This is a genomic window from Gordonia sp. G4 (genome assembly GCF_057770005.1).
The window spans coordinates 2,847,694-2,874,304 of record NZ_CM173442.1 but is presented as its reverse complement, the minus strand read 5'-3'; the positions used below and the strand labels follow the sequence as shown (position 1 = coordinate 2,874,304).

At 69.0% G+C, this 26,611-nt stretch carries 24 protein-coding genes and 1 pseudogene; 15 read left to right on the top strand and 10 right to left on the bottom strand.

Annotated features, from left to right (window positions below; genetic code table 11):
• Window positions 1–34: 34 nt before the first annotated feature.
• The 4 genes from AC3B5T_RS12835 to AC3B5T_RS12820 are packed head-to-tail and all read right to left on the bottom strand — an operon-like array spanning window position 35 to window position 1,752.
• Window positions 35–481, bottom strand: a complete 447-nt coding sequence (locus tag AC3B5T_RS12835; RefSeq protein WP_055477140.1) for a molybdenum cofactor biosynthesis protein MoaE — start codon at window positions 479–481, stop codon at window positions 35–37.
• Window positions 478–969, bottom strand: coding sequence for a MogA/MoaB family molybdenum cofactor biosynthesis protein (locus AC3B5T_RS12830; RefSeq protein ID WP_055477141.1), 492 nt, complete (start codon window positions 967–969; stop codon window positions 478–480). The genes AC3B5T_RS12835 and AC3B5T_RS12830 overlap by 4 nt, the downstream gene beginning before the upstream one ends.
• On the bottom strand, window positions 962–1,474 hold the full coding sequence (moaC, locus tag AC3B5T_RS12825) for a cyclic pyranopterin monophosphate synthase MoaC (protein WP_014925738.1): 513 nt from the start codon (window positions 1,472–1,474) through the stop codon (window positions 962–964). The genes AC3B5T_RS12830 and moaC overlap by 8 nt, the downstream gene beginning before the upstream one ends.
• 5 nt (window positions 1,475–1,479) lie before the next feature.
• The gene (locus AC3B5T_RS12820) at window positions 1,480–1,752 is read right to left on the bottom strand and encodes a hypothetical protein (RefSeq protein WP_055477142.1); all 273 of its coding nucleotides are present in this window, start codon (window positions 1,750–1,752) and stop codon (window positions 1,480–1,482) included.
• Between the two features lie 101 nt (window positions 1,753–1,853).
• On the opposite strand from AC3B5T_RS12820, the pseudogene AC3B5T_RS12815 reads away from it, so the two are divergent.
• Both AC3B5T_RS12815 and AC3B5T_RS12810 read left to right on the top strand, forming a co-directional pair.
• Window positions 1,854–4,006 (top strand): annotated as a pseudogene (locus AC3B5T_RS12815) (RCC1 domain-containing protein).
• A 127-nt stretch (window positions 4,007–4,133) separates the two neighbouring features.
• Window positions 4,134–6,506 carry a protein kinase domain-containing protein gene (locus tag AC3B5T_RS12810; RefSeq protein ID WP_488357431.1) on the top strand — a complete coding sequence of 791 codons (2,373 nt, stop codon included), beginning with the start codon at window positions 4,134–4,136 and terminating at the stop codon, window positions 6,504–6,506.
• Window positions 6,507–6,520: 14 nt separating this feature from the next.
• On the opposite strand, the gene AC3B5T_RS12805 is transcribed toward AC3B5T_RS12810, so the two are convergent.
• The gene (locus tag AC3B5T_RS12805) at window positions 6,521–7,282 is read right to left on the bottom strand and encodes an IclR family transcriptional regulator (protein ID WP_035718116.1); all 762 of its coding nucleotides are present in this window, start codon (window positions 7,280–7,282) and stop codon (window positions 6,521–6,523) included.
• Between the two features lie 154 nt (window positions 7,283–7,436).
• Here AC3B5T_RS12805 and AC3B5T_RS12800 point away from each other — a divergent pair, with 154 nt between their 5' ends.
• The 7 genes from AC3B5T_RS12800 to AC3B5T_RS12770 all read left to right on the top strand — a co-directional run bounded on the left by AC3B5T_RS12800 (window position 7,437) and on the right by AC3B5T_RS12770 (window position 14,771).
• Entirely contained in the window at window positions 7,437–8,711 is a 1,275-nt protein-coding gene (locus AC3B5T_RS12800) for a DUF6986 family protein (protein ID WP_055477145.1), read from the top strand.
• A complete protein-coding gene (locus tag AC3B5T_RS12795) occupies window positions 8,708–9,523 on the top strand; it encodes a bifunctional allantoicase/(S)-ureidoglycine aminohydrolase (RefSeq protein ID WP_010844341.1) in 816 nt (271 codons plus the stop codon). Before AC3B5T_RS12800 ends, AC3B5T_RS12795 begins: the two co-directional genes overlap by 4 nt.
• 36 nt (window positions 9,524–9,559) lie before the next feature.
• The gene (locus tag AC3B5T_RS12790) at window positions 9,560–10,222 is read left to right on the top strand and encodes a response regulator transcription factor (protein ID WP_044507658.1); all 663 of its coding nucleotides are present in this window, start codon (window positions 9,560–9,562) and stop codon (window positions 10,220–10,222) included.
• A gap of 3 nt (window positions 10,223–10,225) precedes the next feature.
• Window positions 10,226–11,671 carry a sensor histidine kinase gene (locus tag AC3B5T_RS12785; protein ID WP_055477146.1) on the top strand — a complete coding sequence of 482 codons (1,446 nt, stop codon included), beginning with the start codon at window positions 10,226–10,228 and terminating at the stop codon, window positions 11,669–11,671.
• A gap of 115 nt (window positions 11,672–11,786) precedes the next feature.
• Window positions 11,787–13,178, top strand: coding sequence for an MFS transporter (locus AC3B5T_RS12780; protein ID WP_055477147.1), 1,392 nt, complete (start codon window positions 11,787–11,789; stop codon window positions 13,176–13,178).
• Between the two features lie 9 nt (window positions 13,179–13,187).
• Entirely contained in the window at window positions 13,188–14,126 is a 939-nt protein-coding gene (locus tag AC3B5T_RS12775; protein ID WP_055477148.1) for a TAXI family TRAP transporter solute-binding subunit, read from the top strand.
• 33 nt (window positions 14,127–14,159) lie between these two features.
• Window positions 14,160–14,771: an LGFP repeat-containing protein gene (locus AC3B5T_RS12770; protein ID WP_014925727.1), complete on the top strand. Its 612-nt coding sequence runs from the start codon at window positions 14,160–14,162 to the stop codon at window positions 14,769–14,771.
• Window positions 14,772–14,791: 20 nt separating this feature from the next.
• Here AC3B5T_RS12770 and AC3B5T_RS12765 read toward each other — a convergent pair whose 3' ends face one another.
• On the bottom strand, window positions 14,792–16,186 hold the full coding sequence (locus tag AC3B5T_RS12765) for an HNH endonuclease (protein WP_488357430.1): 1,395 nt from the start codon (window positions 16,184–16,186) through the stop codon (window positions 14,792–14,794).
• Between the two features lie 141 nt (window positions 16,187–16,327).
• Window positions 16,328–16,726, bottom strand: a complete 399-nt coding sequence (locus AC3B5T_RS12760) for a winged helix-turn-helix transcriptional regulator (RefSeq protein ID WP_055476246.1) — start codon at window positions 16,724–16,726, stop codon at window positions 16,328–16,330.
• Between the two features lie 97 nt (window positions 16,727–16,823).
• Between AC3B5T_RS12760 and AC3B5T_RS12755 the strand changes: the two genes are divergently transcribed.
• Window positions 16,824–17,222: a hypothetical protein gene (locus AC3B5T_RS12755; RefSeq protein WP_055476204.1), complete on the top strand. Its 399-nt coding sequence runs from the start codon at window positions 16,824–16,826 to the stop codon at window positions 17,220–17,222.
• Window positions 17,223–17,380: 158 nt separating this feature from the next.
• Window positions 17,381–17,788 (top strand): STAS domain-containing protein, encoded by a 408-nt coding sequence (locus AC3B5T_RS12750; protein ID WP_055476205.1) that lies wholly within the window; start codon window positions 17,381–17,383, stop codon window positions 17,786–17,788.
• Window positions 17,789–17,801: 13 nt separating this feature from the next.
• Here the strand turns inward: AC3B5T_RS12750 and AC3B5T_RS12745 are convergent, their stop codons facing one another.
• Window positions 17,802–18,566 (bottom strand): alpha/beta fold hydrolase, encoded by a 765-nt coding sequence (locus tag AC3B5T_RS12745; protein ID WP_055476206.1) that lies wholly within the window; start codon window positions 18,564–18,566, stop codon window positions 17,802–17,804.
• Between the two features lie 97 nt (window positions 18,567–18,663).
• Between AC3B5T_RS12745 and AC3B5T_RS12740 the strand changes: the two genes are divergently transcribed.
• Window positions 18,664–19,278 carry a TIGR03086 family metal-binding protein gene (locus AC3B5T_RS12740; RefSeq protein WP_488357429.1) on the top strand — a complete coding sequence of 205 codons (615 nt, stop codon included), beginning with the start codon at window positions 18,664–18,666 and terminating at the stop codon, window positions 19,276–19,278.
• Here AC3B5T_RS12740 and AC3B5T_RS12735 read toward each other — a convergent pair.
• Window positions 19,275–19,997 (bottom strand): aspartate/glutamate racemase family protein, encoded by a 723-nt coding sequence (locus AC3B5T_RS12735; RefSeq protein WP_488357428.1) that lies wholly within the window; start codon window positions 19,995–19,997, stop codon window positions 19,275–19,277. The two genes, AC3B5T_RS12740 and AC3B5T_RS12735, sit on opposite strands and share 4 nt — an antisense overlap.
• 21 nt (window positions 19,998–20,018) lie before the next feature.
• On the bottom strand, window positions 20,019–21,530 hold the full coding sequence (locus AC3B5T_RS12730) for an NCS1 family nucleobase:cation symporter-1 (protein ID WP_488357427.1): 1,512 nt from the start codon (window positions 21,528–21,530) through the stop codon (window positions 20,019–20,021).
• A 247-nt stretch (window positions 21,531–21,777) separates the two neighbouring features.
• On the opposite strand from AC3B5T_RS12730, the gene allB reads away from it, so the two are divergent.
• From allB to AC3B5T_RS12715, 3 genes are all read left to right on the top strand, one after another.
• Entirely contained in the window at window positions 21,778–23,151 is a 1,374-nt protein-coding gene (gene allB, locus AC3B5T_RS12725; protein WP_010844165.1) for an allantoinase AllB, read from the top strand.
• A 72-nt stretch (window positions 23,152–23,223) separates the two neighbouring features.
• Window positions 23,224–25,572, top strand: coding sequence for a helicase-associated domain-containing protein (locus AC3B5T_RS12720; protein WP_488357426.1), 2,349 nt, complete (start codon window positions 23,224–23,226; stop codon window positions 25,570–25,572).
• Between the two features lie 55 nt (window positions 25,573–25,627).
• The gene (locus AC3B5T_RS12715) at window positions 25,628–26,560 is read left to right on the top strand and encodes an oxygenase MpaB family protein (RefSeq protein WP_010844163.1); all 933 of its coding nucleotides are present in this window, start codon (window positions 25,628–25,630) and stop codon (window positions 26,558–26,560) included.
• Window positions 26,561–26,611: the final 51 nt, after the last annotated feature.

The window sequence follows — 26,611 nt, the reverse complement described above, 5'->3', positions numbered from 1 at the left end:
GCTCGACCAGCGAGGGTCGGCTCAACCAGCGGGTCTATGCCGAATTGACCCACTCGTCGGTGCCGTCGTCGAAGAACTGGTGCTTCCAGACCGGCAGCCGGGACTTGACCTCGTCGACGAGACGCGAGCAGGTCTCGAACGCCGCCCGACGATGGTCGGCGGCCACCGCGACCACGAAGGCGATGTCGCCGATCGCGAGGTCGCCGACCCGGTGGGAGACGGCGACCGCCCGCACGCCGTCGACCGCGGAGACCTCCTCGACGACGTCGGCCAGCACCTTCGTCGCGGTGGGATGCCCGGAGTAGTGCAGGGCGGTCACCTTTCGCCCGCCGTCGTGGTCACGGACGGCGCCCACGAAGCCGACCACCGCCCCGGCTTTGCCCTCGGCGGCAGCGGCGACCATCGCCTCGTGGTCTGCCAGCGTGATCGGCTCGTCGACGACAGCGGTGTGCACCACGCGGGTGCCGGCATCTCCGGTCATCGGTGGTCGCCTCCGCGGATCTGATCGAGTGCATGGTGGACGACGCCGGCGAGTACGCCCAGCCCGTCGCGGACCCCGCCCGTCGAACCGGGCAGGTTCACGACGAGCGTCGTGCCGGCCACCCCGGCGAGCCCGCGGGAGAGGACGGCGGTCGGCACCTTCGGCAGCCCGGCCGACCGGATCTCGGCGGCCAGACCCGGGATCTCGAAGTCGAGGAGCGGCCGGGTCTGTTCCGGAGTCCGGTCGGTGGGCGTCAGACCTGTTCCCCCCGTGGTGATCACGAGGTCGACCTCGGCATAGATCGCGGCGCGGACGGCATCGCCGACCGGTGGGCCGTCGGCCACGACGTCGCACTCGTCGACCCGGAAGCCCTGCTCGGTCAGCCACGCCTCGATGATCGGGCCGGACCGGTCGGCGTAGACACCGCTGCTGGCGCGGTTCGACGCGACGACGACACGAGCGACGCGTGGTGTTCCCGGATCAGTCATCGGCCGGGTCAGCCGGGTCGCGGTACCAGTCGCCCGACTTGCCTCCGGTCTTGGCGAGGAGGCGGATACCGTCCATCTGCGCGCGTCGGTCCACGGCCTTGACCATGTCGTGCAGTGTCAGGCCGGCGACGGCGACCGCGGTCAGCGCTTCCATCTCGACGCCCGTCTGACCGGAGGTGGCCACGGTCGCGGTCACCTCGATCGTCTCGGCACCGATCGCGAAGTCGACCTCCACCGACGACAACGCCAACTGGTGGCACAGCGGAATCAGCTCGTCGGTCCGCTTGGCCGCCATGATCCCGGCGATGCGCGCCGTGGCGAGCACATCCCCCTTGGGCAGCCTCGACTCACTGAGGAGGCCGATCACCTCGGCGGTGGTGTGGAACGTGCCGGCGGCGACAGCGCGACGCTTCGTCGACGGCTTGGCCCCGACGTCGACCATGCGGGCCGACCCGGAGGCGTCGAGGTGGCTCAGCCGGGAGCCGCCGTCGCCTCCGGTGGGCATCGACGTCAGCGGTTGACGATGGTCTTCGACTGCACGAACGGCAGCTCGTCGACCGGAAGCGGGAACTCGGTGTCGCCGAACGGCGACAGCGCACCGGAGATGTGGGTCGCGAGTTCGGAGACGGCATGCTCGGCGGCGTCGCCGTTGTCGTCCTGCGGCCAGCCGTTGTCGACGTAGTGCTTCTTGCGGCCATCGGATTTCACGACTCGGCCGGTGCCGGCACCCGCTTCGCCGGGGGTGGATGTTTCAGCGCCAGATTTGTTTGCCACGTCGAGCATTGTGCCATGTCGTTCGGATGAACAAGTGCCGTGTCAGGGCAGGACGGCCGTGCGAGGGGCTATCGTCGTCGCAACACAGGTCACGCCACCAGGAGACGCCCATGGCCGCCCAGCCAGTCGAGGTCGCCGGCTACCCGGTGATCACGCGGTTGGGCAGCGGTGGAATGGGCACCGTCTATCTGGTCGAGAACCCCCAACTGCGTCGGCGCGAGGCCCTCAAGGTGATCTCGATCGCCGAGACCGTCGACGAGGAGTTCGCGCGGAGGTTCAGCCGCGAGGCGCAGACCGCGGCGGCGCTCGACCACCCCGCCATCGTGACGATCTATCACTACGGCGTCACCGACGGCGACCCCTGGTTCACGATGACCCACCTCGACGGGCGCGACCTCCGCCGCGCCTCGCTCCGCCCGGACGAGGTGGCGACCGTCGTCTCCCGGGTCGCCGACGCGCTCGACTACGCACACGAGCACGGCGTGATCCATCGCGACATCAAACCCGGCAACATCATGATCACGCGACGCGCGATGGACGACGCCCTCGACCGCGTGGTGGTGCTCGACTTCGGGATCGCGAAACTCACCACCGCCACCACGTTGACCGCGCCGTCGTCGTTCGTGGGGACCCTCGTCTACGCGGCGCCGGAGATCCTCGACGGCAAACCGGCGGGCCCCGCGTCGGATCAGTACGCCCTGGCCTGCACGGCCTACGAATTGCTCTCCGGCACAACCCCGTTCGACGCCGACACGCAGACGCGCCACATCGTCGCGAAGCTCACGACACGGCCGGCGCGGATCAGCACCCATCGACCCGGGCTCGCCGCGCTCGACCCCGTCTTCGACCGTGCACTCGCGCGCGGCCCGCTCGACCGGTATCCCACCTGCCGCGCGTTCGCCGCGGATCTGCACGCCGCGCTCGACCGGGCCGGCGCCGACGACCGACCACGCGCCCCCTCCCGGCGACGCAGGTCATCCCGCCGCGATCGCCGGCGGACCCGACCCTGGCCTGGGGCTCCACCCCCACGCCCGCCCTGGCACCTCCCACTCCCCCGCCCCCGACACCTCCGGCGCGGACAACGGCGCGCCGGCGCCGGTGGCCGCTCGCGCTGGCCGCGGTCGTCGCGGTCGCGGTCCTCGCGGCCGTGGTCGCCATCGGCGTCGTCACCCTCGGCGGCTCTGACGACGGGGCCACCACCGATGCCGGGTCGTCGCCCCTGGCGGCCACGGACGCCCAGGCGCAGCTCAGCGCCGGTCTCGGTACCACGTGTTCGATCCGCGACGGGACCGCGTACTGCTGGGGCGACAACGCCGCCGGCCAGATCGGCGACGGCACGACCGACACGCGCCAGACGCCCACGCGGGTCGCCGATCTCAGCGGCGTCACCGCCATCAGCACCGGTGGCCCCAACAGCTGCGCGATCGCCGAGGGCGTCGCCTACTGCTGGGGCAACAACGACTACGGGCAGGTCGGCGACGGCACGACCGACGCGCGCCTGACGCCGACCCGGGTCGCCGACCTCGCCGACGTCACCGCCATATCGACCGCCAACTGGGCCACCTGCGCGATCTCGGCGGGCGCGGCGTACTGCTGGGGCACCAACGACTTCGACCAGCTCGGCGACGGCTCCGCCGCCAATCAGTACCGACCGGTCCGCGTCGGCGGCCTCGACGACGTGACCGCGATCAGCGTCGGCGTGAACTTCGCCTGCGCCGTCGCCGCGGGCGACGCCTACTGCTGGGGACTCAACGACAACGGGCAGGTCGGCGACGGCACGACCACCAATCGGGCCAGCCCGACCCGGGTCGCCGACCTGGACGGCGCGACCTCGGTCTCCGCCGGCGCCGCCACCGCCTGCGCGGTCGCCGGGGCGAGCGCGTATTGCTGGGGCAACAACGACTTCGGGCAGCTCGGCGACGGCAGCACCTACGGGCGCCGCACGGCGACGCCGGTGACCGGCCTCGGCGAGGTCGAGTCCATCAGCACGGGCACGTCGAACACCACCTGCGCACTCGCCGGGGGCGTCGCGTACTGCTGGGGCGCCAACGCCTGGGGATCGGTCGGCGACGGCACGCTGACCGACCGTCCGGCGCCCACCCGCGTGAACGAATTGTCCGATGTGAGTGCGGTATCCGCCGGCGAGCGGACCTCGTGCGCGCTCGCGTCGTCGTACCTCTGGTGCTGGGGTTTCAACGCCACCGGGCAGCTCGGCGTCGGCGGCACCGACGACCGTCCGACCCCCACGCAGGTCACGTTCTGACGACGGTCCCGTCATCCGGTTGAAGGGTGCCCCGGGCCCCTCCGGTTTCGGTATCGTCCCTGCATACGTCTGCGAGAGCAGTCATTTGGAAACCCGTCGGGCGCCAAGTCCAGGAAGAGGTGACGCCGTGCCGTTGAGTCCCGGCACCCACATCGCCGGTTATCGCGTGGTCTCTCAGCTCGGCGCGGGCGGTATGGGCGAGGTGTACCTCGTCGAGAACCTGCAGTTGGAACGGCGCGAGGCCCTGAAGGTCATCTCCACGGCGGTCAGTGCGCAGCCCGGCTTCAACCAGCGCTTCACCAACGAAGCACGCACCACCGCGAAACTCGACCATCGCAGCATCATCACCATCCATCAGTATGGGATCTCCGACGGCTCGCCGTGGTTCTCGATGAGCTACGTCGACGGCAAGGACCTCACCGAGGAGCGCCTGACGCCGGCCGAGGTGTCCACGGTCGTCACCCAGGTCGCCGACGCCCTCGACTACGCGCACCGCCACCACGTGGTGCACCGCGACATCAAGCCCGCCAACATACTCGTCACGCGAGACCCGGCCACGAGCGTCGTCGAACGCGCCCTGGTGCTCGACTTCGGCATCGCCAAACTCGCCGGCTCGGCCAACCTGACCGGCACCCATTCCTTCATCGGGACGGTCGCCTTCTCGGCCCCGGAGACTCTCGAGGGCGCCGACGCCACGGCGCGGTCGGACCAGTACTCGCTGGCCTGCACCGCGTACGCCCTGCTCGCGGGACAGCCTCCCTTCGTGGGGCAGTCCGAGCCCTCGGTGATGCTTGGACACATCCAGCGTCCGGTCCCTCACATCGGCCAGCTGCGCGGCGACCTCGCCCACCTCGACCCGGTGTTCCAGCGCGCGTTGTCGAAGAACCCCGCGGCCCGCTACCCCGACTGCCGCAGCTTCGCGGCCGCGCTGAAGTCCGCTCTCGATTCGCCTGCGGCGCAGGGAAACACGATGGTCGCCGGTTCGGTGCCACCGCCCACCCTCGTCGGCGGCGGCACCGGCGGCCCGTCCGCCGGGCACCCCTCGGGACCCCAGCAGCACTTCGGCCCACCCCACGGCCAGTACACGCCTCCTCCGCAGGCGACGATGACCGGGCCGTCGGGGCCGCAGCCACTGATGAACAAACCGTCGGGACCGCAGCCGATGTACTCCTCGGCGCCCCACCTCTCGGGCCCGCACGCGCAACCCGGCCAGCCCCAACCCGGATACCCGGGCATGCCGCCGGTCCCGCCGGCAAAGAAGAAGCGGACCGGGCTGATCATCGCCGGCGTGCTCGGCGCCGTCCTGCTGCTCGTGGTCGCGGCCGTCGTCGGTCTGGCCGTCATCGGCAGCACCGTCGACGACCCGGAGAAGGCCACCGTCGCGCAGCCGGTGGTGACCACCAACTTCGGCAGCAGCTGTGCCGTGGTCACCGGCAGCGTGCACTGCTGGGGCGACAACGACACGGGTCAGCTCGGCGACGGCACCACGACGCCGCACACCCGCCCGGTCCCGGTGACCGGCGTCTCGAACGCCACCGCGGTCGCCACCGGCGGCTACCTCACCGGCGAGAACGCCTACGTCTCGACGGCCTGCGCGATCGCCGCCGGCGATGCCTTCTGCTGGGGTAACAACCACTACGGCGAAGTCGGCAACGGCACCAGCGGATCGACGGTGGACGCCGCGACGAAGGTCGGCACCATCTCCGACGTCAAGGCGATCTCCACCGGGTGGGGCACCACCTGCGCGGTCGCCGGCACCGACGCCTATTGCTGGGGCAACAACGAGTACGGCCAGCTCGGCACCGGCGGCGGCACCGACCCGGTGTCGGCCCCGACGAAGGTTCCCGGGCTCGGCGTCGTCACCGACATCGCGACCGCCTACGGCACCACCTGCGCCGTGTCGGACGGGTCGGCGTTCTGCTGGGGCGCCAACGACAACGGGCAGATCGGCGACGGAAGCACGACGGCACGCTCGGCGCCGGTCAAGGTCGGCACACTGACCGACGTCACCGACATCGCCATCGGCGGCTATCACGAGGCATCCGATGACGACGACCCGAACACCAACACCAGCACCTATTTCCAGACGACCTGCGCAGTCGCCGGCGGCGACGCCTGGTGCTGGGGCTCCAACGCCTACGGTCAGATCGGCGACGGCACCAGCGAGACCCGTCAGGCACCGGTCAAGGTCAGCAACCTGAGCGGGGTCTCGGCCATCTCCACCGACTGGGGCACCACCTGCGCGGTCTCCGACGACCGGGCCTTCTGCTGGGGCGACGACGACCGCAGCCAGCTCGGCTCCTCCGGCGGTTCGGTGAAGATCCCCCGCGAGGTCTCGACACTGACCGACGTCACGTCGATCTCGACCGGCAACGGGACGTCGTGCGCGATGTCGGCGGCGTCGGTGTACTGCTGGGGATTCAACAACGACGGTCAGATCGGCGACGGCTCCAGCGGCGACGGCGCGAACCGCACGACACCGACGAAGCTCACCATCTGACCTACGTCCCGGATCTAGGTCTCCCTGGACCCGATGAGCGCCTCGGACACGGTCCCGGCCGCCGTGCGCAGCGCCCCGACCGCACGGGTACGCAGGTCATCGTCGAATCGGGCCACCGGCCCCGAGATGCCGACCGCCATGGGCGTGGGAGCACCGGGGACCGCGACCGCCATGCCGCAGACCCCGACCTCGTGTTCTTGTTCGTCCGTGGCGACGCCGTCCGCGCGCACCTGCTCGACGGCGGCGAACACGCCGGACAGCGACGTCACACTCCACTCGGTGGCCGCGGTGAGCCCGGCCTGGGTGACGTGTTTGAGGATGCGCGCGTCGTCGAGTTCAGCGAGGACGGCCTTGCCCACCGCGGTGTTGTGCATCGTCACCCGACGGCCGACCTCGTTGTTGGTCCGCATGCTGTGCGGCGACGGGACCTGAGCCACGTAGATGACCATGTCCCCGTCGAGCACCGCGAGACTCGCGGTCTCGCTGAGCTCGCCGACCAGCGAGGCGAGGACGGGCGCGGCGACTGCGCCGAGCTGCCGATTGGCCACCTCACCGAGCCGGATGAGCCGGGGGCCCAGGGCATATGACCGATTCGGGAGTTGCCGGACGTAGCCGATCCCCACGAGCGTCCGCAGCAGCCGGTGAATGGTGGGGGGCGGCAGCGGCGATTCCGCCGACAGATGACTCAGGGAACACTCGCCGCCGGCGCGCCCGATGAGTTCGAGCAGCTCGAATGCCCGCTCGACGGACTGCACACCGCCCGAGTTCCCCGCCATCGCCACCTCCACAGTCCGACATCACGCTACGTTCCATCATGTGAAACCACAATCGGCATGCATTGCGCTCCAGGAGTGGTGGCAGGCACCCGATCTGCAGTAAACTCCGCCCTGCGGAATTCTTTTTCCACCAATCGTCATTAGGGGGCGCCTCGTGAGTGTGCAACCCGGCCGCCTCGGTGCGGCCTTCCTCGCCGAGGTCGAGGCCACCCTGGCACCGGCAGACGCCGTCCTGTCCGATCGGTATCCGGGCGACGACGGGAGCCGGCAGCCGGTCCACACGGTCTACGTCCCCGCCGACCGGTACTCAGCGGATCTGGCCCGGGACTGGGGACGGGCGGCGCTGGACACGGCTGCCGATCACGGCGGCCTCGCCGCCATCGCCCGCTCGACCGTCGCCCACACCGACTCGGCCGCATCCGCACTCGCGGACCTGGTGGAGGGCAAGCTGCGCACCGAGCCCGTCGAAGACCTCCGTATCGACTTCGAAGACGGCTACGGCGTCCGCTCCGACGACGAGGAGGACGCGGCGGTCGACGCCGCCGTCGCCGCGATCCGGGCGGCCGGCGACGCCTCGCCGCCGTTCCTCGGCATCCGTTTCAAGTGCTTCGAGGCCGATGTCCGAGCCCGCGGCCTGCGCACCCTCGACCTGTTCGTCGCCGGTCTGGCGGAGACCGGCGACCTCCCGGCGGGATTGACGCTGACGCTGCCCAAGGTCACCTCGACCGATCAGGTCGTCGCGATGGTCGGCGTCGCCCGCGAACTCGAGCGAGTTCACGGACTGCCCGACGGCCGTATCGGTTTCGAGATCCAGGTGGAGACCCCCCAGGCGGTCATGGGCGTCGACGGCACGGCGGCCGTCGCGCCGATGATCCACGCCGGCGAGGGTCGGGTGACCGCTCTGCACTACGGGACCTACGACTACTCGGCGTCCCTCGGTATCGCCGCGGCCTATCAGTCGATGGAACATCCGGCCGCCGACCACGCGAAGGCCGTGATGCAACTCGCGGCGGCGGGCACCGGCGTGCGGCTGTCGGACGGATCGACGAACATCCTCCCGGTCGGCGACCCAGATGCCGTCGAAGCCGGCTGGGCGTTGCACGCGCGGCTGGTCCGCCGCCATCTCGAACGCGGCTTCTACCAGGGTTGGGATCTACACCCCGCTCAACTGGTCACGCGCTTCCTGGCGACGTACGCCTTCTACCGTGACGGATTCGACTCCGCCGCAGTACGTTTGCGCAACTACGCGCATCGGATCGAGTCGTCGGTACTCGACGAGCCCGCGACGGCCCGCGCACTCGCCGGTTTCATCCGACGCGGCGAACTGTGCGGCGCGCTGACCGTCGACGAGGTCGAGACCACGACCGACCTGCCCATCGCGAAGGTGCGCGAGATCGCACTCCCCCACTCACAGAGGACAACCCGATGAACACGACGCCGTACTACACCCCCGCCGGTGGACTCCCGCCGCAGACCGACCTGCTGAGCGACCGCGCGGTCGTCACCGAGGCGTACACGGTGATCCCGCGCGGTGTGCTCCGTGACATCGTCACGTCGGTCTTCCCGGAGTGGACCGACACCCGCGCATGGGTGCTCAACCGACCGGTGCCCGGCGGTGCGCAGACCTTCGCGCAGACGATCGTCGAGGTCGCCCCGGGCGGCGGATCAGATGCGCCGGAACCACAGTCGGCGGTCGAGGGCTTCCTCTTCGTCACCGCCGGCGCGCTGACCGTGACGGTCGCGGGCGAGGACCACACACTGACCGACGGCGGATTCGGCTATCTGCCCGCAGGTACCCCGTGGTCGGCGCACAATCGCGGCGACGTCCCCGCATCCTTCCACTGGATTCGCAAGCGCTACGAGCCCATCGCGGGTCACGAGCCGTCGCCGCAGTTCGGCAACGAGCGCGACATCGAGCCCTCCCCGATGCCCGACACCGACGGCGCCTGGCGCACAACGAGAATGCTCGACCCGCAGGACCTCGCCTACGACATGCACGTCAACATCGTGACCTTCGAGCCGGGTGCGTCGATCCCGTTCGCCGAGACCCACGTCATGGAACACGGCCTCTACGTCCTGGAAGGCAAAGCCGTCTACCGGCTCAACGAGGACTGGGTGGAGGTCCAGGAGGGCGACTACATGTCCCTGCGCGCCTTCTGCCCGCAGGCCTGCTACGCCGGCGGGCCGTCGAACTTCCGGTACCTGCTCTACAAGGACGTGAATCGGCAGATCGTGCTCTGAGGGGCTGGCCAAGGCCCCTGTCGTACCGTGGACCCGATGCGTATCGCGGTGGTGGAGGACGACGACGGGGTCGGTGACGCCCTGGTCGACGCCCTGATCGAGGTCGGACACGAGCCCCGGCGAATGCGACGCGGTGCCGACCTCCTCCTCGGTCACCGCGGGTTCGACCTCGCCCTGCTGGACCTCGGCCTACCCGACGAGGACGGACTGACCGTGCTGCGCCGGTTGCGGACGGTCAGCGACATCCCGGTCGTGGTGCTCACCGCGCGACAGGACGAGCGGTCGGTCGTGCGGGCCCTCCGCGGCGGCGCCGACGACTACGTGGTCAAACCGGCGCGGCTCGGCGAGCTGATGGCGCGGCTGGAGGTGGCCGCCCGTCGGCGTGTGGCCGACGCGCCGGTCACCACGGAGCGACGGGTCACGACCGGCGACATCGTGGTCGACCTCGATGCGCGACTGGTCACCGTGGGCGGCGCCGAGGTGGCGCCGACCCCCAAGGAGTTCGAACTGCTCGCGCACCTGGTCACACGCCGCGGTGAGGCGGTGAGCCGCGAACAGTTGATGGATGCGATCTGGGGCGACGCCCACGTCGCGATCTCCCGTAGCCTCGACGTCCACATGACCGCACTCCGGGCGAAGCTCGGGAGGCCCGGCGTGATCGAGACGATCCGCGGGTACGGCTACCGCTGGGGTTCCTGAGCGATGTGGCGGCGTGTGCTGCTCGTGCTCGTCGCCTATTCGGCGATCGTGGTTCTCGGCTTGGCCATTCCTCTCGCGACGACGGTGAGTCGTGAACGGCTGCAACGGTTCACCGAGAGTCGTACCGCATCCGCAACCTATTTCGCCGACCTCGCCGATCGGGAACCGGAGACGCGGGGGCCAGAACTGCAGCGGGCCGTCGAACGCTACCGCGACCTCTATGGCGAAGGTGTCGTGGTCGTCGACCGGTTCGGTACTTCGCGGGCCGCGGCCGGGCTCACCGCCGACTCGCCGGAGGTCGCCGAGGCCGTGTCCGAGGCGTTGCGCAACCAGCGAACCCGGATCGCGTCGGGATTGACACCCTGGTCGCCCCCGTCGGCACTGGTGGCCATGCCGATCGGCACGGGCACCCAGGTCGACGGCGCGGTCGTCATCGCGGCGTCGACGTCGGAGGCCAGACGCGACGTCGCCCGGACCTGGTCGGTGATCGGCGGTGGCGCCATCGCGATGCTCGTGGTGGGGTCGGTGATCGCTGTTGCGCTGTCGCGCTGGACTGTTCGTCCGCTCACCGCCTTGACGACACGGGTGCGATCGCTGCGCGCGTCGGTCATCGACCGTGCTCCCGGAGCGAGCGAGCCGAGGCCGAGCGAGCCCCGCGATCACCGGGCCACCGGCCCGCCGGAGGTTCGCGAGCTGGCCCGCATCTTCGACGCGATGGCCGACGACGTCGAGACCGCCACAGCCGCCCAGCGCCGCCTGGTGGCCGACACCGCGCACGCACTTCGTAACCCCCTCGCAGCGGTCCGATTTCGTCTCGACACTCTCGGCCTCGGCCTGACCGGCCGAGCGCTCGAGTCGCATCAGAAGACGCTGGTGGAGATCGATCGGCTCGACCGCATCGTCGAGGACCTGCTGGTCCTGGCCACCGCCGAGGCGCGGCCCGCCGGCTCCGCCACCGGCGTCTGCGACGTCGGCGCCGTGCTGGTCGAGCGGCACGACTTCTGGGCGGGTGCGCTCACCGACGCCGGACTGTCGGCGTCGATCGCCCTGCCGTCGGGGCCCACCCGGACGACGATCGCGGCGCTCGACGAGGACGACCTCGTCCGCGCGATAGACGTCCTGCTGAGCAACGCGGTCAAATACGCCGGGCCGGCCGCAAACGTGGAGCTGGGGTGCCGGGCGGAGGAAGCGCGGATTCACATCTGGGTCGCCGACACCGGTCGTGGCGTGACGGAGGCCGAGTTGCCACGCGTGACGGAACGGTTCTTCCGTGCGTCGACCGGAGGCGGACCCGGCTCCGGACTCGGATTGTCCATCGCGCGGGCGCTGGTCGAGGGTGCCGGGGGCGAACTGACGGTGAGTGCCGGACGACCGGCGGGACTTCGGGTGGACCTCTGGATCCCGGCCGCGGACGTGGTGTCGAGTGCCGCGGCGGACGACGAGTCCTAAGGGAGTGTTAGGAAACCGCGATCGGCTTGGGTTGAGCCTGTGACTGCCTTCACAGTGTTAGGGGCACCGACGCCGGACCGGGTCGGGTGCACGTTCGACGATCTGGAGGACACCGATGACCGACTCGCCCACCCGGCACCCCGCGGACGCACGGAGCGCACCGCCGAGTTCGTCGCCCGCAGCCACCCGCCGCGCCGTGCTCAACACCTTGCGCGGGTCCTCCGGCAACCTCGTCGAGTGGTACGACGTCTACGTCTACACGGTGTTCGCGACGTACTTCGAGAGCCAGTTCTTCGATCCGGCCGACAAGAACTCGACCGTCTACGTGTACGCCATCTTCGCCGTCACCTTCCTGATGCGGCCGGTCGGCTCCTGGTTCTTCGGCCGGTACGCCGACCGTCGGGGCCGACGCGCGGCGCTGACCTTCAGCGTGTCGTTGATGGCCGCGTGCTCCCTGGCCATCGCGCTGACACCGGGGCGGGAGTCGATCGGCGTGTGGGCGGCGGTCATCCTGGTGCTCTGTCGATTGGTGCAGGGATTCGCCACCGGCGGTGAGTACGGCGCGTCGGCCACCTACATGTCGGAGGCGGCCACCCGCGAGCGACGCGGCTTCTTCTCGTCGTTCCAGTACGTGACGCTGATCGGCGGACACGTGCTGGCACAGCTGACCCTGCTCGTGATGCAGGTGTTCCTCGACAAGGACCAGATCTCCGACTTCGGTTGGCGCATCGCGTTCCTCATCGGCGGCGTGGCTGCCGTCGTCGTCTTCTGGCTGCGCCGCAGCATGGACGAGTCGCTTACCCCGGAGCAGTTGGAGGCCGTCCGCAGCGGGGCCGACTCCGAGTCCGGATCTATTCGTGAGCTCGTCCTGCACTACTGGCGCCCCCTGCTGGTCTGCTTCCTGGTCACCATCGGTGGCACCATCGCCTTCTACACCTACAGCGTCAACGCGCCGGCCATCGTCAAGACGGCGTACGAAGACCACGGTCGCACCGGGACCTGGATCAACCTCATCGGATTGGTGTTCCTGATGATGTTGCAGCCGATCGGCGGGATGATCAGCGACAAGGTCGGGCGCAAACCGGTCCTGATCTTCTTCGGCGTCGGCGGTGTCCTGTACACCTACGTCCTGATCACCTATCTGCCTCAGACCACCTCGGTGGCTGCGTCGTTGACCCTGCTCGCCGTCGGCTATGTGATCCTCACCGGCTACACGTCGATCAACGCGATCGTGAAGGCCGAACTCTTCCCGTCGCACGTGCGGGCCCTGGGAGTCGGTCTCGGTTATGCCCTCGCGAACTCCGCGTTCGGCGGCACCGCACCGTTGATCTACCAGGCGGCCAAGAACGGCGGCCACGTCCCGTGGTTCATCGCCTACGTCACGGCGGTGATCGCGGTGTCGCTGCTGGTCTATGTGTTCGTCCTGCGCAACAAGGCGGAGACGCCACTCGACCGCGAGCAGGGTCGGGCCTTCGTCGACGCCGAGGTCGTCGCGCGGCGGGCCTAAGGTGACACCATGTCGTTTGCGCTCGGGCCGGTGGATCGGCGGACCGTGCTCCGCGGGGGTTGTGGCCTGGGTGCGCTGATTCTCCTGTCCGCCTGCGGAACCGAGCGCGGCGCGCCGGTCCGGCTCGCGGCGGGAGAGTCCGGGGGTTTCTTCTGGGAGTTCGCCGGCCTCCTCGCGGCGGCGGCCGACCGATCCGGCGCGCCGCCGGTCCGCCCTCGGCAGTCCGGCGGCTCCGCCGAGAACCTCGATGCGCTGGCGGACGGTTCCGCGGAACTCGCCCTCAGCCTCAGCGACACGGCCGTCGAGCGCGCCGATCCACGGCTCACAGCTCTCGGGTGCGTGTACGAGAACTACTTCCAGGTGGCGGTCCGCGCCGATGCACCCATCGCGACGGTCGCCGACCTGCGCGGGCGGGTGGTCAGTGTCGGAGCGCCCGGTTCCGGCGCCGCGGGACTCTCCGAGCGGGTTCTCGCCGCAGCCGGTCTCGCACCCGACAGCGACATCCGGCCGGTCCGGCAGACGATGCGCGATGCCGGCGCCGCGCTCGCCTCGGGAGCGGTCGATGCCGTCATGTGGGCGGGCGGTCTGCCGACCCCGGCCTTCACCGACCCGCGCGTACCGATCGCCCTGCTCGATCTCGGCGGCGTGGTGGCGGCCCTGCGACGACGGTTCGGACCCGCGTACGAGCCCGTGCGCATCCCGGCCGACATCTACGGCCGGCATCCGGCGGTCACCACCGTCGGGGTCGCCAACCTCCTGCTCGCTCGCCGAGACGTGCCGGACGCGACCGCCGCGGCGATCGTCGACCTGCTGCTCGACGAGTCCGCGCACCTCGTGCCGGCTCAGGCGATCGGCAGTCAGTTCCTCGACGCACAATCGTTGATCCTCACCGGATCCGTCCCCCTGCACCCGGGTGCCGCGGAAGAGTACCGCCGTCGGCACGGCTGAGCCGCCGGCCTGTTCACACATTAGGGTGAGCGCATGAAGCAGGTGGCATCCCGTCGCGCCGAGTTCGTTGCCGGACTGTTCGTGGTCACGCTGATCGCCGCCGGTTGCGGCACCTCAGACACCGACGACTCGTCCTCCAGCGCGTCGGCGACCACCGTTGTCGCGGAGGATGCGGCACCCACGCCCACCGAGACGACGGTGATGGGTGAGGACGACGTCGAGGTGACCCTCACCGGCCCGCTCGCCGTCAAGTACGGCTCGGCGACGGAGGCACAGCGGGCAGCCCTGGGCAAACCGCTGACCGGGGATCACAACGCCGGAACCCGCGAGAGTGGCGTTGTGTACCAACAGTTTCGCGGCGGAGTGATCATCGCGAAGAACAGCAACCCCGCAACGCCCGGGTACATCGTCACCTCCGGCAAGATCCGCGACGCATGGAACACCGAGCGCGCACCGGACGGCACACCGCTACTCACCGGCACCAACGGCTCGGCCGGGCCTCTCGGCGTGCCCACGAGCGACGTGACAGTCGACGGTGACCTCGAGGTGGTGACCTTCGAACACGGCGAGATCTCCGAGAACACGACGACCGGTGAGGTGACCGTCACGGTCAACGGCAAGACCGTGCCGTCGGGCCTGAAGTAAACCCTGCCCGACACTGGCACTCACGCCGCCGCGTCCACAACCTGGTCCCGGCGAGAACTGTTGCGTTCCTCCCATTCCCATACCGCGTAGAGCACCTCGGTGGTGTACCCCAGATCCATCCGACCCCCACCGACCGGGACCGTCGCGTTGATCCCTATTCCAGGGTTCGGTTGCCACCCAGCCGGTCTCACAGTCGGTGGCGCCACCGCGATCTCGCCACCGTCCGGGCGGTGAAACGTGAACCGCTGCTCACCGTGCGCAGTGATCGAGAACTCACCCCGATGCAACGACCGATGACACGACCCGCACAACAAGATCAAATTGTCCGGATCCGTCCGCCCACCCACCGACCACCACCGCACATGATCAGCATGCAGATGACGCGTCCGACCACACCCCGGCATCTGACAACACCGATCCCGCACAAACAACGCCCGCACCAACGCCTTGTTCGGCGCACGCCGACGACGCCCCACACCCAACAACGCCAGCTTCCCCGGCTGCCCGGGAACCCTGCGACTCACCACATCTCGAATCGACGCACCGCACCGAGCCTCGGCCACCTCGACCCCAGACAACGCCGGACCATCATCGAGATGAGCGGACTCCACACCCTCACCGGCATGAATGAGGATTCCCGCACCCGGCGCAACATCGGGCATCGCGATCCCGTCATGCACCATGCCGGCCATCACCACCACCGCCGGCGCCACATTCGACGGCACCTGCCGCCACAGATCCCGACGCCGCGACGCAACGACCTCCACACCATTCACAACCGAGTCCGATTCGGTGTTCCGCGGAACACTCGCAGCTGTAGGGAGATCCGGATCGCCGCAGGTCCGGGTGCGTTCATACTCCGCGCGCACCGCACCGGCCAGAAACCGCGCCCCATCCAACGGACTCAACCTCAACGACACCGACAACGACCCGTCAGCATTCCATTTCCACCGTCCCGACGACTCCACCGGCGGGGCACTGCCCTCGGCGACACCGCGGTTGCGGTCGATGTGCCCCATCGCCCGCACCGCCCGATCCAACTGGCTCGCCGTGCACGACAGCGCCACATTCACCAACTCCCGCTCACGCTCCGGCGTGGCCACCCGCGTCAACGCCCGCACCTTCGAATACGACAACCGACCTTCGCCAAAAGCCTTGCGGATCACCGGCAACTCTCGTATCGCCTTTGCGACTCTCAGGTACTCATGCGCCGTTCGCGGTGCAATGCCGGCCTTCCACGACAACCAATGCGCGAGTGAATGAATCCCCGGCCCCCGCCACGACTCCCGCTCATCCAATTCCCCCACCAGTTCAAGGAAACCCGCTGTCAGCACCGTGATCTGCGCGGCATACCCCAACACCCTCGCCTCGAGAACCTCATCAGACAACGACCCGGGATCCGCACCGTCGAACATCGACGCAACGTCCCCAAGAGAACGAAAGCACTGACCCCCAACGCAACCCCCAGATCCGACCGACAGGAACAGGAGAAATGTATCGTCCAGCACCGACAATGCTCAGGCCTCAACCCGAGGTCACGAGTGTTCCGCGGAACACTACAGCGCCGGCGCCAAGCTCCCCTGCCGAGCGACTTTCGGTTCGATGACCTCGGTCGCGTAGTTCTTCCCCCACTCGTTGAGTGCCGACACGAACGGGCCCAGCGCCTGCCCCTGTTCGGTGAGCGAGTACTCGACCCTGGGCGGGACCTCCGGGAAGGCGGTGCGCTGCACGATGCCGTCGCTCTCGAGTTCACGAAGCTGGCGGGTGAGCACTCGGGGCGTCACCGGACCGACCGCACGCCCCAGAGCGCCGTACCTCATCGGCCCCTCGAGGAGGTTCTTGACGATGGTCATCTTCCAGGAGCCGCCGAGAACGGCGACGCTCACTTCGACCGGACACACCTCGTAGGCACGTCGAACCGGGTCCCGCAGGGTGGGCTCGCCCTCACTGTCCATCGTCGACCTCCCGAAGGCTTTCTCGTGGACATTCTCGTCCATATGGACAATATTGTGCATACTACCGCCGATGCACGTAGTGCGTTAGACAGAAGTCATGCACAGTTCCGTCGATCGACGCGAGAGCGCTTCTGCAAACCGCGACTTCGCACGTTTCACGTCCCCGACAATCCGGGCGTGGCTGGGCTCGATCGCGGTCCTGGCGACGCCGGCGACCGCCTCCCTGTACGGCCTCGGCACTGTGCCCGGGTGGGTCGGGACGGGCTGCGCCGGAGCGGTCCTGACGCTCACCCATCTCGGGCTGCAGTGCCAGGCCGCGATACTCGTCTTGCGGGACGGTCGATGGCTCCCGGCCGTGCTGGCCGCGGCACTCTGCGCCACGACGCTGACCGCGCTCTATCTGTTGGCGTTCCAGCACGCCGCGGGGTGGTATCTGCTGCTCATCGGTGTGGTGGCGGTGGCCGCGTACTCCGCCACCGTCGGCCCGCGCGCATGAGGCTTCCCCGTGGCAATCCGTATCGCCTACCGCGCCGAACGTCATACCGAGAGACACACCGAAGGCACCGGCGAAGCCAACTGCCGTAGCCGCACAGGCGAATCTCGATGCGCTGCCATCTCACCGATGGGCGATGTCGAGCGGACAGGGAGCGCTACATGAAGGCAGACAGGTTCGAACCGGTGGTCGTCGACGATGACCACGACGCCTCCTCAGCAGGTCGCGCACTGGCGGTGATCTCCACGAAGCGCGATCAGCTCGTCATCCTGACCTCTCACGGCAGCATCGATCTGCTCACCGTTCCGCGGTTGGGCGCAGCCGTTCTGGAAGCGGTGAGCGAGCAACCCCGCGGACTGATCATCGATCTCACCGCCACCGACTTCCTCGCATCCTCCGGCATCGCTGCGCTCCTCGCCGCGCGCGCGGCCGTCACCCCGAGCGGCCGGTTCGGCGTCGTTGCCGAACATCCCGCGGTCACGCGGCCATTGCGGCTGTCCGGGCTCGATCAGACACTCGGCCTCTACCCCTCGATGGCGGACGCCTTCACGGCGATGACCCAGGACTGACAAGGCGTCGCGCTCACTCCTCACTCAAGAACTGCACGATCACCGCATTCACCGCCTGAGGCGCCTCGATCGGGATGAGGTGCGTCCCGGGGATCACGGCCAACCGGGCTCCCGGTATGGCGGCGGCGACGTCGCGGCTGTGCTCGAGAGTCACCTCGTCTCGATCGCCCTGCATCACCAGCGTCGGTGCGGTGATCGCCGCCAGATCGCCGAGATCGATCTCGGGCTCGGAGTTGATCATCGCCATCGTCTTGTCGAACACGACCTGGAAATGGTCCGCCCCGTCCGGGGATTCGGACGCGTACTCCGCCGCGAAGAAACCCATCAGCTCGTCGTCGGCGGTGTCGAGTGCATCGAGAATGCCACCGACGGCACGCCCTGAACTGTTGTAGTACTGACCGATCAGGACCAGATGACGGACCAGATCGGGCCGGCGCAGCGCCACCAGCACGCCGACGACCGCACCATCACTCCACCCGACGATCTCGGCGGGGCCGTCGACGACCTCGTCGAGATACGCGATCGTCTCCTCGGCCATGTCCGCATAGTGGAACTCGTCCATCACGTCCGGGCTGTGGCCATGGCCGTGCCGCTCCGGAGAGAACACCTTCCACCCCGCCTCGACGAGGGCAGGCACCTGCCCGCCCCACGACGACGCGCCGGAGAAGGCGCCGTGCAGCAGGACGACGGGTCGACCGTCCCCCTGGATCTCATGCCAGACACGGGTTTTCGGCTGTGGATGACTGATGGTCGTGTACTCGCGAATCGGAGAGGTCACCCGGTCAGAGTACGGGCACATCCGGTGCGTCACCGATGAGAAACCGGCGTCGGGCGGGTCAGCCCCGATGAGTGCTCACACCACGAGAGGGAGTCCCATGCCCACCGACACCACCCAGTCGCGATCGATATCGGCGGCCGCCGATCACATGCTCGCAATGACCGCCACGATCGCCGACACCGACCTGGACCGCCCGACACCATGTCCCGGCATGGACCTCGCCGCGCTGCTGGCCCATGTCGACGGCCTGTCGCAGGCGTTCGCGGCCGCGGCGCGCAAGGACTTCGGCCCGTTGACCTCCACGCCGCCGGACCCGGGCCAGAACCAAAGCCACCTGCCGGCCGAGTGGCGAGACGACCTGCGCCATCACGTGCACGACCTCGCGAAGTCATGGGACGACCCGGACGCCTGGGAGGGCATGACCCAGGCCGGCGGCGTCGAATTGCCCGCCGAGATCATGGGACGGGTCGCCCTGTCGGAACTGGTGCTACACGGCTGGGACGTCGCACACGCCGCGGGCGTCCGGTTCGACGTCCCCGATGAGATCCTCCAGGTCGTCTTCGACCTCCACCACCCACCCCAGCCGCAGGACGAGCGCGAGGGCATGTTCGGACCGGTGGTCCAGGTGCCCGACGACGCACCTCTCGTCGACCGGCTCGCCGGCCTGACCGGCCGGGATCCGCGGTGGCCGCAGGAAACTCCGCAGCGCTAGCGGTTGAACGGCCAGCCGGTGATCTTCTTCTCCCGCGGCGGGGCATAGGTCCGGACCTTCGACGTCGAGAGTCCCATCCGGACAAGCCCTTCGGCGATGGTGACGGCCGACCGGACGCCGTCGACGATCGGGACCCCGGTCGCCTCGCGAACCTGCTCCTCGAGCTCTGCCATCCCGCCACACCCGAGGCAGATCACCTCGGCGTGGTCGTCGACGACGGCACGGGTGGACTGTTCCACGATCGCCTTGACCGCCCTGTCGGGGTCCGACTCGAGTTCCAGCACACCGAGACCCGACGCCCGGACCGAGGCGCAGCGCTGGTCGAGGCCGGCGAGCTTGAGCCGGTCCTCGATGAGTGGGACCGTCCGGTCCAGCGTCGTCACGACCGAGAACCGGTGTCCCAGGTACATCGCCGTCGACGCCGCGGCTTCGGTGATGTCGACGACGGGGACCTCGAGGAGTTCCTGTAGTCCTTCCCGCCCGTGTTCGCCGTAACCCGCCTGGATCACGGCGTCATACGGGTCGGGATACGCGAGGACCGCGTCCATCACGGCGAGGGCGGCGAGGTAGGACTCGAAGTTGCCCTCGCACGAGTCGGCGCCGAAACGCGGTGTGATGCCGACGATCTCGGTCCCCGGCGAGGCGACCGAACGCGCCGAGTCGACAATGGCCTCGGTCATCGACACGGTGGTGTTGACGTTGGCGACGAGGATGCGCACGGTGATGTCCTCCTTCAGCGATCAGTGGGTGCTGGCGACGGAGATCGGCTCCCCCGACACCTCGGCGAACGGTCCACGACGGTCGGCGACCGCCAGGTAGACGACCGCGCCGAGACCGGCGCCGATGAACCAGGAGAACTCCGAGACCACCTCGAAGGCCGGAACAAAGGCCATCACCAGGGCGATGGCGGCGGTCGGTACCAGTGCGGCGATCGCCCGCGGGTTCACACCGTTGCGGTAATGGTAGGCGCCGTCCGGCGCTTCGGTGAACAACGCGGGCACGTCGATCCGCGAGCGGCGGACGAGCCAGTAGTCGGCCATCACGATGCCGAACAGCGGGCCGAGCAGTGCCCCGAGTCCGCCGAGGAAGTAGTTGATCACCGCGGGTGAGTTGTAGAGGTTCCACGGCAGGATGACCAGTCCGATGATCGCGGCGACGAGCGCTGCGCGCCGGAAGTCGAGATGACGCGGGAACAGATTGGACAGCGCGTAGATCGGCGCGACGAAGTTGGCCATGAGGTTCACCGCGACGGTGAGGATCAGCAGGGCCAGGCAGGCCAGCACCAAGAGGAAGGTGTTGGGGACGGTCTGGACGATGTCCGACGGCGACTCGATGACCGTGCCGTTGATCCGGAACTGCGCACCGGCCAGGACGATCACGATGCCGCCGAAGAGCAGCATGTTGAGCGGGATACCCCAGAAGTTGCCGCGCACGATGGCTTTTCGCGATTCCGCGTTGCGCGTGAAATCGCAGAAGTTGAGGACGAAGGTGCCGTAGATCGCGACCCAGAGGCTGGCTCCGCCGATGATCTGGAGCCACATGTCCACACCGGTCAGTGAGTCGGGCGTCGACCACGCGATGGTCCAGTCGGCGTTGCCGAGCATCCAGATGGCCAGCGCCACCATCGTGATCAGGATGACCGGGCCGGCGAAGGCCTCGTAGCGACGGATCATCTCCATGCCGTAGCTGACGATGATCACCTGGATCACCCACAGCGACACGAAGGAGATCCAGCCCAGGGTCGAGAGCCCGAGGAAGCGGTTGGTGTCCAGGTCGGCGGCCCCCGGGAACAGTGCGACGAGCATGATCCGGAGCACGACGGACGCGAGGTAGGTCTGGATGCCGAACCATGCGATCGCCACACCGCCACGGATGAGGGCGGGGATCTGGGCTCCGCGGATGCCGAACGAGATGCGGCTCATGACCGGGAAGGGCACGCCGGTCTTCTCGCCCATGAACCCGGAGAGATTCAGCAGCAGGAAGAGGAAGACGCCGCCCAGCACGAGCGCCGTCAGGATCTGCCACCCGCCGAGCCCGAGCGCGAAGAGTCCGATGGCGAAGGCGTAGTTGCCGAGGCTGTGGACGTCGTTGGCCCACAGGGTGAAGATGTTGTAGCTGCTCCAGCGACGGCCGACGCGGCTCGTGGGCGCCAGGTCGTCGTTGTAGAGCTTCGGGCTCAACCCGTCCGGGACGGCTCCGGTGACACCGGAGGCGTTCTCACCGACGGGAATCGTGTGCTGCTCAGTGCTCATCTCTGCACTTTCGGTCGGACGGTCGACGATGACCGCGCTCCTACACTCGCGGAGTTCCGTGATGTGGAATGAAGATTCCGCGTTCGAGACAGTTAGCCTGACGATCGAGGGCGTTGTCAATAGCACGACACCGCGCTACTCGCGAGTTGAGTTCCGAAATGACAGCAGTTCATTCCATGATGAGGAATAACCTGGGTTAGTCTCTGGATCGACCCAGGATACGGCGACCAGCAAGGAGTCCCGCCCCATGACCGCAGCACCCGATGCCCCGGCCCCCTTCTCAGACACACCGTTCGACCTGGTCGTGCGGGGTGAGCAGACGCTGACCACGGCCGGCATCGTGGCCCGCGAGATCGGGATCCGCGACGGTCGGGTCGTCGCCATCGAGCCGCTCGGAAGCGGACTCGAGGGCACCGAGATCGTCGAGCTGGCCGACGATCAGGTGATGATCCCCGGGCTGGTGGACACACACGTGCACGTCAACGAGCCCGGCCGCACCGAGTGGGAGGGTTTCGACTCGGCCACCCGCGCGGCCGCCGCCGGCGGCGTCACCACCCTCATCGACATGCCGCTCAACTCGATCCCGCCGACGGTCAACGTCGACGCCCTGGCCGAGAAGCGCGCTGCCGCGCAGGGGAAGACCCACATCGACGTAGGCTTCTGGGGTGGGGCCATCCCCGGCAACGAGAAAGACCTGCGCGGCCTGCACGACGCGGGTGTGTTCGGGTTCAAGTGCTTCCTCCTGCACTCCGGAGTGGACGAGTTCCCGCACCTGACGGCCGACGAGATGGAAGCCGACATGGCCACGCTCGCCGAGTTCGACTCGCTGATGATCGTCCACGCCGAGGATTCCCGGGCCATCGACAAGGCACCGTCACCCGAAGGTGACGAGTACCAGCGATTCCTCGCATCGCGGCCGCGCGGCGCCGAGAATCTCGCGATCGCCGAAGTGATCGAGCGCGCACGCTGGACCGGGGTCCGCGCCCACGTGCTCCACCTGTCGTCCTCGGATGCCCTGCCGATGCTCGCCAGCGCGAAGCGCGACGGTGTGAAGATCACCGTCGAGACCTGCCCGCACTACCTGACCCTGCTCGCCGAGGAGGTGCCCAACGGCGCGACGGCCTTCAAGTGCTGCCCGCCGATCCGCGAAGCCGGCAACCGCGAACTGCTGTGGGAGGGACTGCTCGACGGCACGATCGACTGCATCGTCTCCGACCACTCGCCGTCGACCGTCGATCTCAAGGATCCCGAGAACGGCGACTTCGGGGTCGCGTGGGGTGGAGTCGCGTCGTTGCAGCTCGGACTGTCGCTCATCTGGTCGGAGGCCAAGAAGCGCGGCATCGACCTGCCGCAGGTGATCGAGTGGATGGCGTCGCGGCCGGCGGATCTCGCCGGTTTGCCGACCAAGGGTCGCATCGCTCTGGGGTGCGACGCCGACTTCGCGATCTTCGAGCCTGAGTCCGCGCAGATCGTCGACGTCAACCGGCTCCACCACAAGAACCCGGTCAGCCCGTACGACGGTCGGGCACTCGCCGGTGTGGTCAAGGGAACCTGGGTGCGCGGTCAGCGGGTGGACTTCGAGACCGCCCGCGGGCGGATGCTCCGCCGCGGCGACGTCTGACCTCCCCCCTGCTGCCTGAGCCCCACCCCTGCTGCCTGAGCCCCGTCGAAGGCCGCCGGTAAGCTCGATCGAATGAGTTCGGATGACCAGCACACCGGCCTGGCCGATGAGTTGGCCGCGCGTTCCGACGACGCGCTGACCGAGCTCCTCCTCGAACGCCCCGACCTCGCCTCGCCGACGCCGTCGGGCACCCGCGTGCTCGCCCAGCGGGCGTTGTCGGCGGCGTCGCTGTCCCTGGCGGGCGAGGACCTCGACGTTCTCGCGGTCGCGGTGCTCGAGGAGATCATCGCCCGCCACAGCCGCAGTACCGGGAAGGCCAGACGCCCGTCGGTCGCGACGGTGGTCAAGGCCCTGTCCGGGCGTGCCGATGCCGACGCCGTCCGCGCCCGCATCGATCTCCTCCGGCGCCGCGCGATTCTCTGGGGTGAGGACGCCGCCCTGCACTCGGGCGAGCACGTCGCATCCGCGATGCCCTGGAAAGGCAGGCATCTCACCGGACCTCTCGTCGGCCGTTCCGGCGAGGAGATCGCCGAGATGATCGCCGGTCTCGACGAGCGTCCGCTCGGCCTGCTGCAGACCCTCGCACGCGGACCGGCCCTCGGCCGGAGTCGCGACGCGGCACCCGACGCCGACCCGGAGTCCCCGGTCGCGCGCCTCATCTCGTCGGGACTGCTGGCCCGCGTCGACGACCAGACGGTCGAGCTTCCGCCGATGGTGGGCGCCGTCCTCCGTGACGAACCCGCTTGGCGCACCGATGTTCTCACGCCACCGCCGCTGCACGATCCCGGTGCGAAGCCGCGTTTCGGGGCCAAGGCGGTCGACGCTGCGGCCGGCGGCGAGGCACTCGAGCTCATCCGTCACCTCACCCAGTTGATCACGATCCTCGGGGCGACGCCGGCGGCGGTGCTGCGTTCCGGCGCTCTCGGCGTCCGCGAATTGCGACGCCTGGCAAAGCTGACCGGTCTCGAGACGCAGCGGGTCGCGTTCCTGATCGAACTCGCCGCCTACCTGCGGCTCATCGACGCAGGCTTCCCGGAACCCGCGCCGCCCAACGATTCCGGTGAGCAGTCGTTCGCGCCCACCTCCACCGCCGACACCTGGCTGCACCAGCCGCGGGAGCGTCAGTGGCTCGCACTGGCCGATGCGTGGATGCACATGCCGCGCCGAGCCTGGCAGGTCGGCGAACCCGACCGGGACGGCAACGCGCTGCCCACCCTGGCCGCCGACCTGCACGACGCCTACGCGCCGGTGCAGCGGCAGCTGATCCTGTCCACACTCGCCCACGCGGGTACCGCGGTGGGCGTGCCGGCCGACACCGTCCTCGCCAACCTCCACTGGCACCGGCCCCGCCAGATCCGCCGTTTCAGTCGCCGCGTCGTCGGTGAGACACTGCGTGAGGCAAGGGAGTTGGGCCTTGTCGCGCACGATGCCCTGACCACGGTCGGCCGCGCGTACACCGTCGAGGAATCGCCGGACTCCGACCCCGCCGACGTCGATGCCGCGGTGCTCGCCGCGATGCGCAAGGCTCTGCCCGAGCCGGTGGACCACTTCCTGACGCAGGCCGATCTGACGTTGACCGTCCCCGGCCCGATGACGTCGGAACTCGCCGAACAGGTCGAGCTCGTCGCCGACCTCGAGTCCGGCGGTGCGGCGTCGGTCTACCGGGTCTCGCCGGAGAGCGTGCGCCGGGCCCTGGACGCGGGCCGCAGCAGCAACGAACTGCTGTCGATGTTCACGACGCACTCGAGAACCCCGGTGCCACAGTCGCTCACGTATCTCATCGAGGACGTCGCCCGCAGACACGGCCAGTTGCGCGTGGGCGTGGCGTCGGCGTTCATCCGTTGCGAGGATCCGACGGTGCTGGCCGCGGTGTTGCGCAGTGCGGCCGCCGAGCCGCTCGCTCTACGCGCACTGGCGCCGACGGTGGCGGTCTCGCCGTCGGAGGTCCGTGACGTCATCGACCAGTTGCGGGCGGCGGGATTCGCTCCGGCAGGCGAGGATTCGTCGGGCGCCCTGGTCGATCTGCGCGAGCGGGGCAGCCGGGTCACGGTGTCGCGGGCGCGGCGTCAGAGCCAACCGCGACGCAACGCGCCGTCGGAGGCGCAGCTGCGGTCGGTGGTCACCCGCATCCGCTCGACCGACCGCGCGGCGGCGGCGACCCCGGTTCGCGGCGCGGCCTCGACGACCCCGGTCCGGGCCACGGGCGGGGGCGAATCCGCCACCGCGCTCATCCAGCTCGCCCTGCGCGCCAACCGCAGGCTGCGCGTGGGGTACGTCGACGCGCAGGGTTCGGCGAGCCGGCACGTGGTGACGCCGAAGATCCTCGGCGCGGGCCAGCTGGTGGCCGTCGAGGAGGGCAGCGACGACGAGCAGCGATTCTCGCTGCACCGGCTCACCAGTGTCGAGCTCCTCGACGCCTGAATCCGGCCGATAGAGACGTCCTGTGACAGACGTCTCATCCTTGGTAAGCTCGGGTATGACCGCGGCACGCGACCTCCCCGCAGGTGACCATCTCGACGGCTCTGTCGCCGACACCTATCAGCACGACCTCGTCACCCGGATGAAACCCTCGCGCAAGCGTCCCCGGGTGACGCGACCGGCCGATCTGGTCACCGCCATCGGGCCATCGCTCGCCGGCGCCAACGTGATCATGCAGCTGGCCAACCCGAAGGTCGGTTACGGCGTCCACGAGAGCCGGGTGCCGTCGGGCAACGCGATCAAGCGGCCCATCAAACGCGGGCGGACCACCGGGACGTTCCTCGCCGTCGCACTGATGGGCACCGACGACGACAAGGCCTACATCCACGACGCCGTCGGTCGCGTCCACGACCAGGTGTACTCGACCGCGACGAGTCCCGTGCGCTACAGCGGGAACGACTCGCGTCTGCAGCTGTGGGTCGCGGTGTGCCTGCTCAAATACTTCATCGACCAGTACGAACTGCTCTACGGCCCCTTGAGTGCCGAGGAGAAGGAGATGGTGCTCACCCAGGCGCACCCGCTGGGCACCGCACTCAACGTGCCCCGCGAGAGATGGCCGGCGACCTACGACGACCTCCTCGTCTACTGGAACGCCGAACTGGCCTCGCTGCGGATCGACGACCCGGTCCGGGACGAGCTGCGCAGCCTCGCCGACCTGTCGTTCCTGGAGTACCGCGTGGGCCCGCTCGGCACGCTCGCTCACATCACGCTCGGATCGTCGCTCGCCTACGCGATCAAGGCCGGTCTCCCGCCGGAGTTCCGCGAGATGATGCGGTGGCGGTGGACCGAACGCGACGAGCGCCGGTACCAGCGGGCGCTCGCCGGATTCCGTCTCGTGGACCCCCTGGTGGCGCCCGTGCTGCGCGGGATCTTCCGGCTCAACCTGGTGGACCTGCGGATTCGACGCAAGCTCGGAATCCCCGTGTTCTGACCCACATCGTGCCCCGTCGCTGACAACCGTCGGTGCTTTCTGGACAATGGA